The following is a 16,968-nucleotide window of genomic DNA, read 5'->3' on the forward strand; positions in this document are numbered from 1 at the left end:
GCGGGGGCCGACCGGTGCCGGCCCCCGCTCGGGTCGTCAGTCCTGCGGCTCGCGCCGCTCAACGCCGCCCTCCCCGTCCGGCTGCCACTCCTTGCTGCTGTAGACGACTCCGTCCACCACCAGGTCGTCGCCGATGACGTCACGCCAGAAGTCGAAGTCCTCGTTGCTGCCCTGCTGTCCGGCCACGGTGCGCTCCTCGATTCGGTCCATCTCGGTACCCCGATTCTAATGCATTGCAATGCATTACGTCAATCCAATGCATTGGATTGACGTAATGAAATGGATTGGATAGGAGGGACCGGAAGATCGTCACCGGCTCCGCCGTGGTCCCCTCGACGGCCTTGGGCGGTGGGTCCCCACGGCGCCCGACCCACCACCGACGACACGCTCCTCGGCCACGACGAGAGCGGGACCGACGCGGAGCGACCACACCGGCCGCGACCACATCGCGGCAGCAGCTGCTCCCCCTCGGCCACGGCCGGCGGTGCGGTCTCCTCACGCACCCGTCAGTTGCGACGGCGGGAGTACGGCGCCCGGCCCGACTCCGGCCGGACTGACGGCGATCGGTCCGCCACCGGCCCCCCTCCCCTCCGCCGCTGGCCGTCTTTCACACCCCGGATCACCCGCAGCCGCGCACGCTGCAGGCCACGGAGGATTACGGAGCTCAGGCGCCCCACGGACGGGCCGCGGCCGCGCTGGACGACTGCCCGGCGACAACCTGGCGAGAGGTAACAGTCCGCTCGACGGCACAGGTTGTGACCTGGGCAAGTTCTAAATTCTCGACCTCAAATGAGGGAGCGAAAGAGGAAGCGCCGGCGGAGCAAGCTATCGGCCAAGACGGTCTTGGTCACCTCGACCCCGGGGGCCCGAGGCCCCTTCCTCGACCGAGGGCGGCCGAGGAAGGGGAACCTGCTGGGTCAGTGAGCCGCGGCCTCGATCTGGCGCGGGAGGCGGCTGGTCCGGAGCTCCTGCAGGTCGGGGATGTGGTTGTAGAGGGTGCCGACCGACACCCCGAGCAGGCGCGAGATGCTGGCGACGCTGTTCTCCGGGTTGGGGAGCATGTCGCGGGCGGCGCGGATCAGCTCGGCGTTGACCACGGTCGGGCGGCCGCCGGTCTTGCCCCGGGCCCGCGCGGCGGCCAGGCCCTCATGGGTGCCGGCCACGATCAGCTCGCGGATGAACTCCGCCAGGGCGGCGAACACGTGGAAGATGAGGCGGCCGCCGGGCGTCGTGGTGTCGAGGGCCTCGTGCAGGCTCTGGAAGCCGATGCCCCGGGACCGGAGCTCGGCGACCATGTTCACCAGGTCCTGCAGGGAGCGGCCGTAGCGGTCGAGGGACGGCACGACGAGCGTGTCCCCTTCCGCGAGGAAGGCGTGGCAGGCTTTGAGCTCGGGGCGCTCGGCGTTCTTCCCCGACTTCTTGTCGGCGAAGATGCGGCGGCACCCGGCGGCGGTGAGACTGTCGAGCTGGCGGTCGAGCAGCTGGCCCTTGGTCGAGACGCGGGCGTACCCGATCCTGATGTTCGTCAGGACGGCCGGGGCGGCTGCGAGCAGATCGTCGGGTTCGTAGAGCGTCGTCACCCGCTGATCCTCTCAGAAAAGGGTCATCGGGGGGTTGTTGAAGGTCCGGGTTTTTGACGGGGTTTTTGACGGCGCGTCGGGGTGATTCGGGGCCTGAACTGTTACCCGTCAACAAACGATGGTTTTTTGACGTCGAACACCGCGGCGCCGGACTCAGCAGACGCGGATCAGGTCAGTTCCGTGCCCGGTCCAGCTCCGCAACGGCCTGGGCCCGCACGGCAGCCATCGCATCGGTTACGGCGCGGAGGTGAGGGCTTGCGCCCGGCAAGAAGCTGATGACGGCGGAGAGCACGGTGACCACTTCGGTCAGCTGACAGACCACAGCCGGTGGTACCGCTTCCCGGGTCATGGTCAGATCCAGGAGTGCCGTGGCCTGGCGCACCACCAAGTCGGTCCCGGACTCGATATCCGTCAGGGGCAGCGTCTTCTCTGTCATGACTGGTGAACGACCTGGCCCACGGCCGGACGCGGCCTATCGTGACGGTATGACGCCACAGCTCGACGACCTCCTCCACACCCTCTCGCCGGAGCAGCGGCTCGAACTCGTGCGGCGGGTCCGGGTCGGCTCGCTGAACCTGCGGGACGGTGACCGCGTGAAGGCGGACCGCCGGCTGCGCGGGTGGTACCTCGATGAGGACCTGGAGGCGGAGGGGGAGGACTGCCGGGAGCCGTACGACGTCCCGGCCGGCGCGCTCGGCCGACTGGTCAGGGTTCGGCAGTACGTCACCCCGTTCCCGTACCTCGTCGTCTTCGACTCCGGGCTGGAGCTGAGCCTGGCTCCGGGCGACGTCGTCCGCACCGACGAGCAGCCCTCCGAGTACGCGCGCGAGCAGGACGAGACGCTGTGGCACATCCCGGAGGGGGAGTTCCTCCGCAGCCGGTGCTCGCGGTGGATCGCCCGGGTCGGCCGTCCCTGCCCGCAGTTCAGCGGCCACTCCGGCCCGTGCGGGCTGCCGCCGAGGTGACGCTGTCCCCTACCGCCCGGACGCGCTGCGGCCCGGCGGAGGAATGCGCAGGCCCTGGTACCCGGGGCCGAGGCCGCGCCGCTGGCGGGGCCGGATCGGGGTCGGCGGTACGACGGCCTGCTCCTGGTGCGCCTCGTCGAGGTCGGCGGTCGGGTCGCCGGGTGGGAGGCCGAGGCGTGCGCGGAGCCGGGCCAGCTGCTGCCTGACGGCGAGCGTCGCCGCGGCGGCGTCGGGGTGGACGGTCGCCAGGGCGAGCGCGGTGGTCTCCATGGCCTCGACCGCGTCCTCGACGGCGGCCGCGCTCCAGCGGGCCGGAGTGCTCACGGCGTCGTGCAGCTCGCACGCAGCATCGGCCAGGGCCTCGGCCCGCTCGGCGACGCCCGGCGCCCCGGTGGTGGGCAACAGGTCCATGACCTTCTCAACGACGGTGGGGGCGGATGGCTTCTCCCCTATATAGGGGACGGCCCCGGCGGCGGGCAGCATCGGCCGGACATCGCCCGCGCCGCCGGGGCGCCGCTCCAGTCTCCCCTACGCCGCGGCCTCGCCCGCGCCGGCGGGCAGCAGCTGCTCGTCGAGGTCGCGGTGGACGGCCCGGACACGGAGCTCGTCAAGGTGGTCCATGTGCGCGGCGGCCCGGGAAGCGAGAACGGGTGCACGGTGCCGGCCGCCCCCGCACCCGACCGCGATGGTCACGGTGGCGTCGTCGTCGGCCTGGGCGAGCAGCTGGTACGCCGCGGTGACGATCGCGGCGAGCAGGGCCTGGGCGCCAGGGGTCCGCAGCACGGCCCGCTGTACGCGGGGGTCGCGGGCGTCGAGGTCGCGCAGGGCTGGGTCGAGGTACGGGTCGGTGAGGTGACGGGCGTCGAACATCAGGGCACAGGTCGGCCGGGGCTTCCCGTGCCCGTAGCCGAAGCTCACGATCTGCATCTGGGGCATGGCTCTACGGTCGGGCCAACTCCGCTCCAACACCACGTACTTCGACGTGTTGCCCGTTGCCTCTTTCCGGGGCCGGCGGCCCCGGGTTCGGCGGTAGGCCAGCGGGCGGGCGATCACGGACGCGAGAATGGGCCCCCTGTGTCGAGGTCAACTCAGGGGGCCCTCAATGGTGTTCTTGCTGTTCCAGCTGCTCGGGCGCAAGTGGACGTGGCGGCTGATCGGGGCCGGGGTCCTGTTCGCCATGGTGGCGGGCTGCCTCCACAGCTGAGGCGTCAGGAGAGGCCGAAGTCGCCGGGGCGCCCGGCCGCGACGCGGGCGCCGGCCAGCTTGCCCTCGCTCGCGGCGACGGCCAGGGCGGCGGCCTGCTCGACCTCGGGGGCGTCGTGGCTGCCCGCGACGTCTCCGCCGAGGAGCAGGACCTGGCGGCCGTCGAGCACGGCCCTGACCCACCCGGCGGGCGGCCGGGGCAGCGTGCCCTGGTAGAACCGCTCCCCGGCCGGGGTGAGTACGACGAGCTGCAGGTCGCGGCCGTGGGGCTGGAACACCGCGACCCACTCGGCCAGCGGGCCGGCGTCGAGCTCGGCCGTCACGAGCTGGAAGCCGTACTGGAGCAGGGCCTGCATGAACACGTTGCGCGGCTCGGCCCCGTAGGTGCCGGAGTCGGTGAACGGCGTCATCACCATGCGGGCGACGAGCACGGGGGTGCCCTCGACGATGCCCGCGGCCATCGTCATGTCGAGGCCGTCCTCGGGCTGCACGAGCGCGGCCTCGGCCTCGGGGTTCAGCTCGATGATCCTCGACGGCGCACAGCGGTCGTGCACGAACCAGATGCCGCCGGCGCCCCCGGGGCCCATGCCCAGCACCACGTTGACCGGCCCGGAGTCGAGCGGCTGCTGGCACTCGATGCATGTGCCCTCGGTGATGCTGCGGGCCTGCACGGCCATCTGCGGGCCGAGGGCCTGCTCGACTTCCGCGCTCATCCGTACGGCCAGCGTCATGGCCTGCTCCCCTCCGTTGTGCCGGTGACCAGGTGGTTCCGGGTGTCCGTTCACCGTACCGGCGTGGTCCTGGTCCTCATCGCGTCCAGCGGGCTCCGCACCGGCCGCACGCGCCGTACCGGTCCCTCTCGTGCTGGGGCGCCCCGCAGTTCTGGCACGCGTCCTTCACCGGCATGGACGGCTCCTTCTTGTCTCTGAGGCAAGGGGAGATCAGCCTGGCGGGGTGAAGGGACGGGATCAAGTTCCTGGGTGACGGCTGAGGTTCCGGGGTGGTGAGGGAAGCTGGCCGACTGATCCAAGAGGGAACGTCTGTTCGGGCCTAATCGACTTCGCTTCGCTCAGACAGAACAAGCTGTGAGGCCCGATCAGGCCCTCGTTCTGGGTCAACCTCATCTCCGGTGGGAGGGGGCCTGATCGGGCCTCACAGCGCGGGATAAGGAGCTTCGCGCGTTCCTTTTCCCGGCCTGCGGCCGGGGTTAAAGGCTTGGAAGCGCGAAGCGCTGCTGTTCTCTTTGTCCCCCCCGCGCCCCCTTCGGGTGCCCAGGAGCGGGGTGGACTTCTGGCCCCCCCTTGTGAAAACGGCAAAGCGAGGGCTCTGACCGTTCTCACAAGGAGGGGCCGTTTGCAAGCTGATGCGCGTACGTTTCGGTACGCCCTATCGGAGGCATCGCAACCGGCGGGCATTGCAGGCATTTGCTCCTGCGCCCCGGGACCGGGACATGTGGACGCCTCGGGGGGAGGTCGCTGTACTCCCCGCGGCATGGCTGCCGCACCGACACGGGTCCGCCTTGAGATCGGTCGGACGCCCACTCGCTTCCTTCTCCCGCGTCTTGCGACGCGGGCCTTCTCTACCTCCCGGTGGATGAACCCGGGGCCGGCCTTTAACCACGCGGTTGCCGATCACTCCGCTGACTCGGGCCGACCGGTCGCTACTCGGTCGGACCACCGGACTCCCCCAGACTCGTCAGGGCGGGGGCAACTCGGAAGCGTTGATGCGGAGGCGCTTCCCTCCGGGGCCTATTCGCGGGCCCTCGCCTGTCCCGGCGCGCGTCCTGCTGAACTGCTGCGACTTGGGTAGGCGATCAGGCAGGTGGGTCTCTGCCTGGCGTGTCTGCTTGCGCTGGCCGGGAATCGACATGTCGGCACGGTGAGGCCGAGGCGACACGTCGAGGTCCGATGCCAGGGCAGCGGCTGTCCGCTACGATGAGCGGTACCTCCTCCGGGGGCTACAAGACAACAGAAAGCCGGACCCTCCACCCAGGAAGGGCCTGCTACGGAAACGGGCCGACGCCAAACGGCGGGCCTGGTCTTGTGTCTCTCTGGGGGCTCACCTCCTGGTTCTTCTGCTGGTCGCGGGGCTGGTAACCACGCGGTTGGTCGGACGGGACGGTGGTCTGTCAGACGGCTTTGGTCGGTCGCCTGACGCTTGTTGCAAGGACGTTCAGAGCGGGTTTGGTCGCCGTTGCTCTGAGGTCCGCCGAGCACGCCAGCCTCTGGTTACGAACCAGGGGCTTCTTGGCGTGCCCGGAGTCTTGCGGGTCTAGCTCTGCTCCGGGAGCGGTAACGGCTCCTGCGAGTCGTCCTCCGCCCGGAGCTCCTGCGCCCACAGCGGGACGCCCTTCTCGTCGACCTGGTCCCTGCGGATCAGCTCGGCAACGTACTTCCCCATCGAGACCCCCAGGGCCTTGGCGTTCTGGAACGCCGTGGCGTGAACCTCCGGGGGGACGAGCGGGGAGAGGCGGACGAGACTCTTGGACGCGGCGACGGGCGTGGGCGGCTGGTACTGCCGCTCTTGCGCGTCTCGACTTCCGTAGGTCCTGGCCATGATCCAGATCATGCCATGCCGAGGATTCATGTACATAGCGCGTTTGGCGTGTTGCGTCGAAATTCTTTTGTGACGGGTGGTTACTTCCGTGCCTTCCCGGGCAGCGGTCCGCAGCTCCGGGGGCCCTTCTGGTCAGGCGGGCAGGCTGTTGAGCCGCTCCACCTTCTTCTGGACGGCGTCGAGGGCACCGCGTTGACGGCCGGGGACTCGGCGGCGCAGGAAGACGAGCTGCGGGGCCAGGGCGCGGGCCTGGGCGGCGTCGCGGATGCGGTCCCACTGGTGGTGGGCCCGGTCGACGGCGGTCTCGACGTCGTGGGCGTCGGGGGCCTGCTGCAGCGTGTCGAGGCGGGTCTGCGCGGCCTGGAGCCACAGCTGGCACGACGTGCCCGGGTCCTGGGCCACGGAGACCAGGTAGGCGCGGACTTCGATCCAGTGGACGGCGGCGAACGTGTCGGCGCCGAGGGTCTGCACGGCGCGGTGTTCGGCGGCGGCCGCCATGGCGACGGCCTCCTGGTGGCGGCCGGCCTGCGACAGGGCGGTGATCTGCTCGTGGGGGTCCTGCTCGACGGGCACGACGGCGGCACTCGGCTCGTAGACCGGCGAGACGATCCGCTGGGCCCGGGGTGGCGGCGGCGGGAAGTGCACGGGCGCGGTCGGCATCGGGGGCTGGGGCGGCGGGGCCTGGGCCGGGACGGCGGGGGCGACCGGCGCGGAGAAGCTGGGCGGCGGCTGGAAGGCCGGGGGGCCGACCGGCTGTTGTGCCGCGGGCGCCGGGGCGACCGGGGCCGGGGCCGGGGCGACCGGGGCCGGCTGCGCGTACGGCGGCGGTTGCGGTGCCGGGACCTGCTGCGGCACGGCGGCCGGGACGCGCACGGGGGCGGGAGCCGGAACGGCTGGGACCTCGACCCGGCGGGCGGGCGGGAGCTGGGTGTTCGTCGGCGTCGTGGGCCGCTCGGGGCCGATGACGAGCGCGCCCTCGATGGCGCCGGTACGGCGGAGGACCTCGTGGTGCAGCTGCTCGGGCGCGGAGCGCTGGCCGGTACGCAGGATCTGCGCCAGGGCGTGGGTGTAGGCGGGGTGGGCGATCCGCCGGCGCCCGGGCGGCGGGGTGAGAACGCCGTACGTCCGGGCGCCGCCGGGGAGGTCGAGCGGTTCCTCGTCGAGCAGCTGCCAGACCTCGGCGTCGGCGACCAGGTCCACGTACAGGGTGGTCGTGTCCGGGCGGCGCTGCCGGAGCTCGGAGACGAGCCAGGACCACGGGAGCGCGGTGTACCGGATCGTCGAGGGCGTGGTGCGGGCGAGCGCCAGGTGCACACCCTGCTGCCGCCGGTCGAGCTGCAGCTGGCCGACGAGCACGACGGTGAGCGGGCCCTCGGTCGCGGCGGCGCCCCGTACTCGAGTAAGGACGGCCTGCGGGTCGACGGGGTCCGCCAGCTCGATCAGCGTGGCGGCCGCGGTGCCCGCGAGCGCGGCCGGCGGCACGGCGGCGAGCACGGGAATCACGCTGCTCGCCTCGATCAGCTTGCCCTTGCCGGTGGGCGCGGCCGCCAGAAGCAGCGCGGTCCCCGGTCGATCTTGCACCCCGTTGATCTGCACCTACGCACCGTATCCGCTGGCCTGGGGGCCGGTCTGTCGACTTCGGCGGGCCGTTCCTCGACCCGGCGGCCGCCGATGGCGAGCGACCGTGGCCGGCCTTCCGCGCGCCTGCACCACGGCGGGGCCTGAGCGGGGGTCCCTCCGGTCTGGGCGGCAGGGCTTGCCCCAGAGCGCGCCGACGCCGGGGCCGCCAAGGTGGAGCGCCCTACTGGACGTACGACCTTGGCGGCCCCGGTGGCGGTGTGCTGGCCTCCGGTGCCGGTCAGACCGGAGGGGGCCCCGCGACCCTGCCGAACCACCCACGGACCTGCACAGACCCGCGATCCCCCGCCCCTCTGGGACTGGTGGCCCCCCGGAGGGCCGCCGGAGGCTCTGTGACCGTTCGAGGCGGAGCGCTCGACCATTCCCCCATGTGCATGGAGTTTTGACGATGGGTGTCTCCCGTGGGAGACGGTTGTCCGTGAAGGTCAGGCGGGCGCGGGCAGTGCGTCGATGGCGGTGTGCCACGGGTAGGCGTCGAGGTTCCCGTGCCGGGGGCGGTGCGGGGTGAACCCTTCACCGCCGAGCAGGACGGTGACGCCGGCGGCGCGCAGGGTCTCGACGCTGCGGGCGACGGCAGGGTGCGCGTGCTGGGCGTTGTTCCAGTGCGGCAACGCCACGATGGGCAAGTTCAGCCCGATGCCCTCGGTGATCAGTCCGAGGGCGAGGGTGTCGCTGATGCCCGCGGCCCACTTGTTCACCGTGTTCGCGGTGAGCGGGGCAACGAGCAGCGCGTCCGGCGGGGGGAGAACGTCGTCTTGGCTGGGGAGCTTGTACTGGTGGCGGACGGGGTGGCCGGTGAGGGCTTCGAGGGCCTCGACCTCGCCCTCGGCGTCCTCGCTCGCCCACCGGTACGCGGAGGGGGACAGGATCACGCAGACGTCCCAACCGGCCTGCTGGGCCGCGCGGATGGGCACGGGGAGGCGTCGGGCGGGCGGGGCGGCGCAGGCGATCAGGTACAGGGTTCGGGTCGTCACCGGGGCAGTCCACAGCGATCAGCGAGCAAGCGCAACCGTCCCTCCGCGGACCCGACGCCGAGCAGGCGCAGGCTCTCGACCGTGGTCTTCGTGCGGGGCCGGCACTGGACCTCTTCGGGGGCCAGCTTCTCGGCGGCGAGCAGGGTGTCGACGGCGGTCTCGCGCTGCCCGGCCTGCAGTTCGCCGAGGGCACGGTCGGCGAGCAGGTGAGCCCGGCGCTCCCTGGGCAGGCTGGCGAACGCGGGGGCGGGGATGTCGGCTGCGGCCGCGATGGCGTCGGCTCCTTCGCTGAGCTGGACGTGCGCGGCGACCCGGTAGAGCTGGCAGTTGGTCGGGCCGAACGACGTCCACAGGAGGTTGTCGTCGCGGCCGAGGCGGTCGGCGTGCTCGTCGGCCTGGTCGAGGTGCTCGGGGACCCGGCTGGCGTGGGCACCGGGGTTGAGGTCGTCGGCTTCGGCGGCGGCCGCGGACGCCATGGCCGCCTTGAGGTAGAGCATCCCCAGCACGCTGAACCCCTCCGGGCCGGTGCGCAGGAGGTCGCCCTGCAGGCGGTGCGCGGACGCGAGGACGAACTGGGCGGCGGCGTCGGCCTGGCCGTGGTTGGTCATCGCGTCGCCGAGGTGCCGGGCGGCGGACGCCATGATGACGGGGTTCTCGCTGCGCTCGGCGGCGGCGACGGCCCGGTGCCCGGCGATGAGGGCCAGCTCGGTGTCGCCCCACTTGATCGCGGCGGCCTCGGTCAACTCCAAGGTGAGCGAGAGCAGCTCGTACGCGGCAAGCCGGTCGTCGCCGCGGTGGTGCTGCGCGGCCCGGGTGGCATCGACGAGAAGGGAGGGGATCGCGCTGCCCAACTGGGCGAAGCGTCCGGCCTGAAAGCCGGTCCGGGCGTGCGTCAACGCCCGGCGCAGCTGCTCGACGGGCAACGGCTCCTCCGACGAGTCGTCGGTCGTCCCCGTGATCACGTCGTGCCGGTGAAGGGCGCGGCGTACGGCGTCGACCTCGCTCTCCTCGACGCACTCGGCGTCGAGGACGTCGGCGATCAGCCGTTCCAGCGTGATGCCGAGGCGCAGGGCGGCGAGCCGCATCACGGACAGCTGCGGGTCGGCCTGGCGCCGGCCGCCTTCGAGCTCCTCGACCCACCGGAGCGACTTGCCCATGAGGTAGGCGAACTCCTGACGGCTCATGCGCCGGCGGGTGCGCCAGTAGCTGACTCGGTGGCCGAACTGGAAGGAGTCCATGGGCTTCTCCGGGGTGCGGAGCACGACCACACACATCGTGTGGTCTGACTCCGGTATACCGCCCCTACCGTCCGAATATGGCCAAGTCCCCGAAGACCGCCCCAACGTGGGCGGCGCTGCACGTCCCTGACGACAAGACCAGCAACCGTCTCCGCACGGCCCGCGTCGGCTCGACCCGCCTCGTCGAGTGCGGCGGCGGCCGGGACGCGGTCGTGATCTCGCCCCTGCAGCGCGGCCTCGCGGCGCTCGACGCCCTCGGCGTGCCCGTCACGGCCGGGCAGTCCGTGCTCGCCGACCACTGGAGCCAGGAGCTGATCGTGGTGGTGGAAGACGGCTGGGCGCACCTGTGGGAAGAGGTGCCCGGCGTCCGGGTCCTCTCCCTCGGCTCCTGGCTCCTGATGCCGGTACCCGGCGCCGAGGGCTCGCTCGCCGCGCACTGGCTGAGCTGCCCGGCGGACGACGTGCCGGTCCTGTGGCGCGACCAGGAGCGGGCTCCGGGCCTCGGGGCGGTCTCCGCCCGGATCGACCCCCGGGAGCTGTGCGACGCGCTGGCCACGGTCGACCGGCCCGTGGCCGCCCCGGCGGCCGTGTCATGAGCGGGTACACCGTGCTGTACGACCCGGACGGTCTGCTCGGCGCGGAGCTCCCGCTCGACCGCGCGCCGCACCTGGCGCTGGTCAAGGAGGTGCTGAGCTGGGAGGACATGGCCAACGTGGCGCGGGACGACTGCTTGCAGATCGCCCTCCAGCTCACCGCCCACGGCCGGGCGGTCGCCGACGACGTCCGCCAGCTCTCCCGCGACCGTGCCCTTCCCGGTGAGGCCCGGGAGCTGGCCGAGGTGGTCCTGCGGGAGGCCGACCGCCGGCTGTCGTCCCCGCGGGTGGGCACGGTGCACTGCGTGCAGCAGCGGGCCCGGATGGTCCGGGCGCTGTACGAGCGGCTCGACCGGCTCAACACCGTCCGCGACGCCTCGACCTCGACCTGACCAACCCCTCGGACCGCCCGTCGCCCTCCCCCGTGGCGCGGGCGAACAGGAAGCCCCCGACCGGGTGTCCCCCGCCCCGGCCGGGGGCTTCGCCATGTCCCTGGTGGTCCTGGTGGCGGGCCGCGCCAGCGGCACACCACCACGGCGGCCGCGCCGCAGACGACCGCCCACGGAACCCTCCGACCACCTGACTCGACCTCAGCCACAGCAAGCGAGCCCCGACGCTCCCGCACCCGCACGAGCAGCTGCATGGCCTCCCTCGACCACCCACCGGCCGCAACCACGCTTCCCTGTTCAAGGCCACAGCGGACCCGCGGCCGTCGGCGGCGCCCGGCCGCCCGGGCGGGGCACCGCAGGCCCCCCCGGGGCCGAGGAGCTACCGACCCCGTGCGACCCAACCGCCCGCGAAAGGGGTAAACCGGGCACGCCGCCCCTGATGAATGGATCTCCATTAAGATGGACCTATGGATAAGACTTCGATCACGGTGATGATCTACGCCTACCAGGCGGGTCAATTGGAGCTGTTGAAGAGGCAGCAGGCGCTAGAGGAAAAGGCCACGCAGGACGCACTGGTAACGCAGGGGAATACCCGGAAACAGGCACGCATCATCGTGGCCCGGATGCGGCCGGCGGAGTGGCCCAGCCTGGAGACGATCGTCGGCCAAGCGGTCGAGCGGCGCCTCGACGAGCCGGACCTCGTCGGCCCGTGGGAGCCGCTGGCGGTGGCCGAGGAGGAGCAGCTCGCCCTGTCGGGGCGCTGGCCGGGGGCGAGCCTGGGGGTGTCCATGGTCCAGCGGAACTACAGCCTGCCTACTCCGCTGGTCAGGCGGCTGCGTACCACGGCGTGGCGGGTGTCGGAGGCGCCGATGCGGGAGCTGGAGGCGCGCGGCCTGGTCGGGGCCGGCCTGGTCCTCACCGAGGCGCAGAAGCTGGTCCGCGACGAGCTCGCGGCGCGGCTGTACCCGGTGCCGAGGATCGTCCGGGAGGCCCTGGCCCGGTACGGCCCGGCGGCGTCCTCGGAGACGTCGGGCGCGTGATCCGCCGCAGCTAATAAATGGAGATCCATTTATTAAATGCGGGCTTACGCGCACGAGTATTAGCGGCCGAATTTCGACGCTGGCTGATTCCGTGGGGAATGTTTGAACGATGGCGGAATGGGGTTTATAGCTGCTACGGTTTCCATTCCCTCGACGCTCTTTTCGGGAGGCATGAGTGAGCACCACCACGGCGACGGCGGCGGAGCAGATCCCGTCCAGCCGGACCGAGGCCGACCCCGCCCGGGTCGCCCGGGGCAAGCCCCTGACCCACACCGCCGGCGTCCCCGTCTACCGCTGGGGCCAGGCGCCGGAGTACCTGCGCACCAAGACCCAGCTGGTCGCGGACCGGCTGAACGTGACCGAGGCGCAGGAGAAGTCCCCGCTGGCATACGTCCGCACCCGCGAGTACGGCGACGTGCCGCTGCACGACCCGGCGGCCGCGGAGAGGATGCGGCCGCTGCCCTCGTCGACCAAGGCCAAGATGGCCGCGCGGCGCACCTGTTCGGAATGTGGCAAGGTCCGCAAGGCGATCTTGCGCGGTCCCTGCTCGGTCTGCCGGGAGCGGGCGGAGAAGGAGCGGCAGCGGCTGCTCGCGCGGACGTGTGCGGGCTGCGACACCGTCCGGGAGCGGCCCTACCCGAAGGAGCACCGCCGGTGCGCGGGGTGCCGGCAGGAGCAGCTGGAGAAGAAGCGGGCCCGGGTCGAGGCGTGGCTGGTCGAGGTGACGGTGTGCGCCGGCGACGACTGCACGAAGAGGCTCGGCTCCAAGAAGGCGGCGCGGGCCTACCTCAAGGCGCACGACTGGCTGCTCCGTCCGGAGCGCACGGACCTCCCGGATTCGATGTGGTGGCCCGGCTGGTCGCGGCGGTGCACCCCGTGCAAGACGGCGTACGACGCGGAGCAGGAACGGCGCCGGGCGGAGTATCAGGCCCGGTACGAGCGGGAGCAGAAGGAACGGCGGGCGGCCGAGGCGCGGGCGGCCGAGGCGCGGTGCCGGTGGGCCGCGGCCGCGCTCGCCGACCCCGACGTCCTGGTCCTCGACACCGAGACGACCGGACTCGGCGAAGACGCGCGGATCGTCGAGCTGGCCGTGCTGAACTCGCGCGGGGAGGTCCTCCTCGACACCCTCCTGGACCCGGGCGTGCCCGTGCCCGGAGAGGCGGCAGACATCCACGGGATCACGACCGAGGCCCTCGTCGGGGCGCCCACCTTCTCGGACATCCTGGTGAGGCTCACCGGGCTGCTCGACGGCAGGCGGACCCTGATCTACAACGACGTGTACGACATCGGCCGGCTGCGGCACGAGCTGACCCTGCACTACCTTGACCGCGCCGCGCGGGAGGCAGCCGGGGAGGCGGCGAGCACGGGCACCGTGCCGGAGAACTCGCGGAAGCGGGCGGTCGCCGAGGCGGCGAAGCAGGCGGCGGCCTGGCTGGACGCCATGCACTTCGAGGACGTGATGATCCCGTACTCGGACTGGGTGGGGGACTGGTCGGAGTACCACGGCAACAACCGGTGGCAGCCCCTGAACGGCGGGCACAGGGCGGCGGGGGACTGCCGTGCGGTCCTCGACTGCCTGCGGTCCATGGGGCGCAACTACGTGCACGAGTACACGACGGCGGCCGCCGGGGCCGGCGGCACGAGCGAAGGGACAACCTGATGGTGCAGCTACGGGTGATGACCGACGACAAGCAGCGCGGGGAGGACGTCCTGGCGGTGCTGCTGCCGCTGCTCAAGGCGTGCACGGCCCTGGAGGCGGGCGAACCTACCCGGCTCTCGCACCGCAACGGCGGACTCCGCGTCGTCCTGGACGTCCAGCTCGCTAAGGCGCCGACCGTGACGGTCGAGCGCGACGACGTCCCCCGTTCGAGCGGTACACGTACCGGCGGGGGTGGAGCTCCCGCCCGTCGTCAACGGCGGCGCCCAGCGCTTCCGCCCGGAGGGTGACACGGGCCCGTCGAGGGCGTTGTGGTCCTCGACGGTGGGGAGCCTCGATACCGTTCCTCGGTGTGGGGCGTCTCCGTCATATCAGCGGATCGTCACGCGCCCGCCGGAGGCAGACCCGGCGGGCGCGTCTTCGTACAGCCACAACCCCCGTTGACGACAAGGGAGATCCGATCGTGGCCAGTTCCGACGCTACAGTCCCTCGGCAGCAACAGGCGCCCCCACCCGGTCCGGAAGGCGACACGGGCGACGTCACCGTGATGGCTCACCTCAAGGGCGGGTCCACCAAGACCACCACCACGAACTACCTGGCGTTCGTGCGGGAGCTGCGCCGCAAGAGGAAGGCCGGCAAGGCCAGTCACCTGCCGGTCAAGGTCCTGGACGCTGACACGATCAGCCAGACCACCTACCGCTGGGCCAAGAAGTTCCGGGACGCCGAGGCGCGGCGGGCCGAGGCCCGCAACGAGCAGCCGCGGGACTACCCCCTCGACGTCGAGCGCTACCCCTTCGAGGACCTGGACGAGTACATCGCCGAGCTGCGGGCCGAGGGCCGCGACGTCCTGGCGGACATCGGCGGTGGGAACGTGCAGCTGTTCCACAAGGCCCTGCGTCACACGGACCGCCTCGTCGTCCCGCTCTCGCCCAGTGAGTTCGACTTCGACCGGGTGGACCCGACCTTCTCGGAGGCCGCCACGGTCTACGAGGAGCACGCGCGCGACGGGTTCGAGACGTACGTCCTGCTGTCGCGCAAGATCTCCGACAAGCAGTCCCGGGAGTGCCGGGACGAGCTGGCCAAGCTGAGGTTCCGTGACGAGCCGCTGACGGTGCTGGACACCGAGGTCGAGAGCCTCATCGAGTACACCCGTCAGCTCGGGAAGATTCCGCCGAACCTGGACGAGTACACCGACGCCTGGGACGAGATCATGAGGCGCGAGGCGGCGAAGCGCGAGGCGCTGCAGGCGGCGGCGCGATGACCACGGCAGAGGTTGCCCTGCCCGGCCAGGCCGGCGAACTCAACTCCGTAGGCCAGCTCGATGCACCGGAGGCGGCCAGGGTCCGCAACCGGAGGGTGCTGCGGGTCTTGGGCAAGCCCCAGAAGGAACTGTCCGGCCTCGATCCGGCCGAGCAGCTGGAAGAGTGCCTCAAGGTGTTGCACGCGGCCGAGGCCAAGCGGGAAGGCACGGTCAAGGAGGCCCAGCTCCGGGCGGGCGCCCTCTTCTTCGACGCGGCAGGCCCGTACCTGATGTGGGTCCGCGACAACTCCCTGTACTGCCTGGACGACCCGACCCGGACGTTCGAGCGGTGGCTGGACATGATCTGGGGGTACAGCCCCAGCCAGTGCTACCTCTTCATGGACGCGGTGCGGGTGCGCGCCGTGCTCGGGCTGGCAGGCAGCGACGAGTACGCGTACCAGGGAACCGTGCTCACCACGAAGCACATCCGGGCCCTGGCGCCGGCGGTCAACGCAGAGCTGCCCGCTGCCGAGGTCGAGCAGCTGTGGGCGGAGACCGAGGCCCGCGACGGCAAGACCACCGAGGAGGGGCTGCGAGAGACGTACCGCCAGCTCGCAGCCTCCAGAGCGGCCCCGGCCCTCGGCACGGCCGGGGGCACCACCACGACGGGCCACGAATCGAACGACTCGTTCGATTCCTCCGACCGGTCGGAGGAATCGAACACATCTCCGGATTCGGAGCGGCTGGAACGGTGGGAGGTCAACGAGAAGCTGCGCGGAATCCGGGCGGACCTTGAGGCCCTGCAGGCCCGGTACAGCCAGCTCACGGACGCCGGGCTCGCGCCGCTCGACGCGGCGGACGCCGTTCGGGAGGCCAAGCACGTACGGGCGCTGGGCAGGTGGTTCGACCGGCACGGCACCGTGCCCGTGGACTCCGTGGTCGAGGCGGAGATCGTCGAGGACTGATCCTCGACACAGCGAAGCGCCCGCCCCCGGGTCTCCCTGGGGCGGGCGCTTCGGCGTGGGCTCAGCGTCGGGCGGCCTGGAGCTGGTGGCGCCGGGCGTCGGCGAGGATCTCGCCGTGGTCAAACGCCAGGGGGCCGGGTTCGACCAGGGGGACCCACTGCACGGCGGTCGCGTCGTCTCCGGCCTGGGCGACGGTGTCCTCGGCGACGGTGACGGCGTAGGCGACGCTCACGTACCGGCCGCGGGGGTCGCGGTCGGGGCGGTCGTAGACGCCGATCAGGTCGAGGTCCTCGGCGGCGACGCGGACGCCGGTCTCTTCCAGCAGCTCCCGCGCGGCGGCGGCTCGGGAGGTCTCTCCCGGGTCGACGTGCCCGCCGGGGAGGGCCAGCTCGTCCTTGTGCGGCTCCCAGCCGCGCCGGATCACCAGGACGTCGTCGCCGCGCAGGCACACGACATCAGCGGTGTACCGGATGGTCTCAAGGGTTTCGGTCATCGGATCTCTTCCTCGTGGGTGGGGTGTTCAGCCGAGGCCGGGGAACGGCTCCGGCCCCCGGAGCAGGGCGGCGTCCATCGTCTGGGCGACGAGCTTGGGGTCGGCCTCGGGGAGGCCCGGCCCCCCGGCCGGGGCCGGCTCCTCGTCGGCGACGACTTCGCCGGGCTTCCGGGTGTCCGTGATAATCCGCAGGATCAGCCCCATCGGGTCGTCGTGCTCCTCGGGGGTGAGCCGCTCCGTCCAGATCTCGACGGTCCGCAGGGCCAGCTCCTTGCGGAAGTCCGCGCCCTCGACGGGGTGCTCCGCCCGGTGGATCAGGTCGGTGAGCAGGTCCGCGACGGGCTTGCTCGCCTCCCGGAGCTGGCGGGTGAACTCCTCCTGCTGCCCGTCGAGGCGGGCCTGGAGGTCGCGGAGCTCGCCCGTGAGCTGCTCGGTGC

At 71.9% G+C, this 16,968-nt stretch carries 20 protein-coding genes; 8 read left to right on the forward strand and 12 right to left on the reverse strand.

From position 1 onward, the window contains the following. Window positions 1–36: 36 nt before the first annotated feature. From ABZ854_RS32615 to ABZ854_RS32625, 3 genes are all read right to left on the reverse strand, one after another. Window positions 37–210 (reverse strand): hypothetical protein, encoded by a 174-nt coding sequence (locus ABZ854_RS32615; protein ID WP_361218266.1) that lies wholly within the window; start codon window positions 208–210, stop codon window positions 37–39. Window positions 211–917: 707 nt separating this feature from the next. Beyond that, a complete protein-coding gene (locus ABZ854_RS32620; RefSeq protein ID WP_361218269.1) occupies window positions 918–1,580 on the reverse strand; it encodes a recombinase family protein in 663 nt (220 codons plus the stop codon). 172 nt (window positions 1,581–1,752) lie between these two features. Then, window positions 1,753–2,016, reverse strand: coding sequence for a hypothetical protein (locus ABZ854_RS32625; protein WP_361218272.1), 264 nt, complete (start codon window positions 2,014–2,016; stop codon window positions 1,753–1,755). A gap of 49 nt (window positions 2,017–2,065) precedes the next feature. Between ABZ854_RS32625 and ABZ854_RS32630 the strand changes: the two genes are divergently transcribed. Beyond that, the gene (locus tag ABZ854_RS32630) at window positions 2,066–2,545 is read left to right on the forward strand and encodes a hypothetical protein (RefSeq protein ID WP_361218274.1); all 480 of its coding nucleotides are present in this window, start codon (window positions 2,066–2,068) and stop codon (window positions 2,543–2,545) included. Between the two features lie 9 nt (window positions 2,546–2,554). Here the strand turns inward: ABZ854_RS32630 and ABZ854_RS32635 are convergent, their stop codons facing one another. The 7 genes from ABZ854_RS32635 to ABZ854_RS32665 form a co-directional block, all read right to left on the reverse strand. Continuing rightward, complete coding sequence (locus ABZ854_RS32635; protein ID WP_361218277.1) at window positions 2,555–2,956, reverse strand: hypothetical protein; 402 nt, start codon at window positions 2,954–2,956, stop codon at window positions 2,555–2,557. A gap of 117 nt (window positions 2,957–3,073) precedes the next feature. Further along, a complete protein-coding gene (locus ABZ854_RS32640) occupies window positions 3,074–3,481 on the reverse strand; it encodes an RNase adapter RapZ (RefSeq protein WP_361218279.1) in 408 nt (135 codons plus the stop codon). A 272-nt stretch (window positions 3,482–3,753) separates the two neighbouring features. Continuing rightward, the gene (locus ABZ854_RS32645; RefSeq protein WP_361218282.1) at window positions 3,754–4,479 is read right to left on the reverse strand and encodes a hypothetical protein; all 726 of its coding nucleotides are present in this window, start codon (window positions 4,477–4,479) and stop codon (window positions 3,754–3,756) included. A gap of 1,540 nt (window positions 4,480–6,019) precedes the next feature. Continuing rightward, window positions 6,020–6,304, reverse strand: a complete 285-nt coding sequence (locus ABZ854_RS32650) for a hypothetical protein (protein ID WP_361218285.1) — start codon at window positions 6,302–6,304, stop codon at window positions 6,020–6,022. 132 nt (window positions 6,305–6,436) lie between these two features. Then, complete coding sequence (locus tag ABZ854_RS32655; protein WP_361218288.1) at window positions 6,437–7,900, reverse strand: hypothetical protein; 1,464 nt, start codon at window positions 7,898–7,900, stop codon at window positions 6,437–6,439. Window positions 7,901–8,367: 467 nt separating this feature from the next. After that, window positions 8,368–8,916 carry a flavoprotein gene (locus ABZ854_RS32660; protein WP_361218290.1) on the reverse strand — a complete coding sequence of 183 codons (549 nt, stop codon included), beginning with the start codon at window positions 8,914–8,916 and terminating at the stop codon, window positions 8,368–8,370. Further along, window positions 8,913–10,178 carry a helix-turn-helix transcriptional regulator gene (locus ABZ854_RS32665; RefSeq protein WP_361218293.1) on the reverse strand — a complete coding sequence of 422 codons (1,266 nt, stop codon included), beginning with the start codon at window positions 10,176–10,178 and terminating at the stop codon, window positions 8,913–8,915. Before ABZ854_RS32665 ends, ABZ854_RS32660 begins: the two co-directional genes overlap by 4 nt. A 53-nt stretch (window positions 10,179–10,231) precedes the next feature. Here ABZ854_RS32665 and ABZ854_RS32670 point away from each other — a divergent pair, with 53 nt between their 5' ends. From ABZ854_RS32670 to ABZ854_RS32700, 7 genes are all read left to right on the forward strand, one after another. Next, a complete protein-coding gene (locus tag ABZ854_RS32670; RefSeq protein WP_361218296.1) occupies window positions 10,232–10,750 on the forward strand; it encodes a hypothetical protein in 519 nt (172 codons plus the stop codon). Continuing rightward, complete coding sequence (locus tag ABZ854_RS32675) at window positions 10,747–11,139, forward strand: restriction endonuclease (protein ID WP_361218299.1); 393 nt, start codon at window positions 10,747–10,749, stop codon at window positions 11,137–11,139. Before ABZ854_RS32670 ends, ABZ854_RS32675 begins: the two co-directional genes overlap by 4 nt. 464 nt (window positions 11,140–11,603) lie before the next feature. Continuing rightward, window positions 11,604–12,176 (forward strand): hypothetical protein, encoded by a 573-nt coding sequence (locus ABZ854_RS32680; protein ID WP_361218302.1) that lies wholly within the window; start codon window positions 11,604–11,606, stop codon window positions 12,174–12,176. Between the two features lie 175 nt (window positions 12,177–12,351). After that, entirely contained in the window at window positions 12,352–13,836 is a 1,485-nt protein-coding gene (locus ABZ854_RS32685) for a 3'-5' exonuclease (protein WP_361218305.1), read from the forward strand. Next, on the forward strand, window positions 13,836–14,123 hold the full coding sequence (locus tag ABZ854_RS32690; RefSeq protein ID WP_361218308.1) for a hypothetical protein: 288 nt from the start codon (window positions 13,836–13,838) through the stop codon (window positions 14,121–14,123). The genes ABZ854_RS32685 and ABZ854_RS32690 overlap by 1 nt, the downstream gene beginning before the upstream one ends. 173 nt (window positions 14,124–14,296) lie before the next feature. Then, entirely contained in the window at window positions 14,297–15,094 is a 798-nt protein-coding gene (locus ABZ854_RS32695) for a division plane positioning ATPase MipZ (protein WP_361218311.1), read from the forward strand. After that, window positions 15,091–16,038: a hypothetical protein gene (locus ABZ854_RS32700; protein ID WP_361218314.1), complete on the forward strand. Its 948-nt coding sequence runs from the start codon at window positions 15,091–15,093 to the stop codon at window positions 16,036–16,038. Before ABZ854_RS32695 ends, ABZ854_RS32700 begins: the two co-directional genes overlap by 4 nt. A 61-nt stretch (window positions 16,039–16,099) precedes the next feature. On the opposite strand, the gene ABZ854_RS32705 is transcribed toward ABZ854_RS32700, so the two are convergent. Both ABZ854_RS32705 and ABZ854_RS32710 read right to left on the reverse strand, forming a co-directional pair. Further along, window positions 16,100–16,531, reverse strand: a complete 432-nt coding sequence (locus ABZ854_RS32705; protein ID WP_361218317.1) for an NUDIX hydrolase — start codon at window positions 16,529–16,531, stop codon at window positions 16,100–16,102. Window positions 16,532–16,558: 27 nt separating this feature from the next. Next, window positions 16,559–16,968, reverse strand: a 410-nt coding sequence (locus ABZ854_RS32710; RefSeq protein ID WP_361218320.1) for a hypothetical protein, incomplete at its 5' end; no start/stop codon positions are given.

Origin of the sequence: Streptomyces sp. NPDC047028, from assembly GCF_040644095.1 — a bacterium.
In the GTDB taxonomy this organism is placed as follows: Bacteria; Actinomycetota; Actinomycetes; order Streptomycetales; family Streptomycetaceae; genus Streptomyces.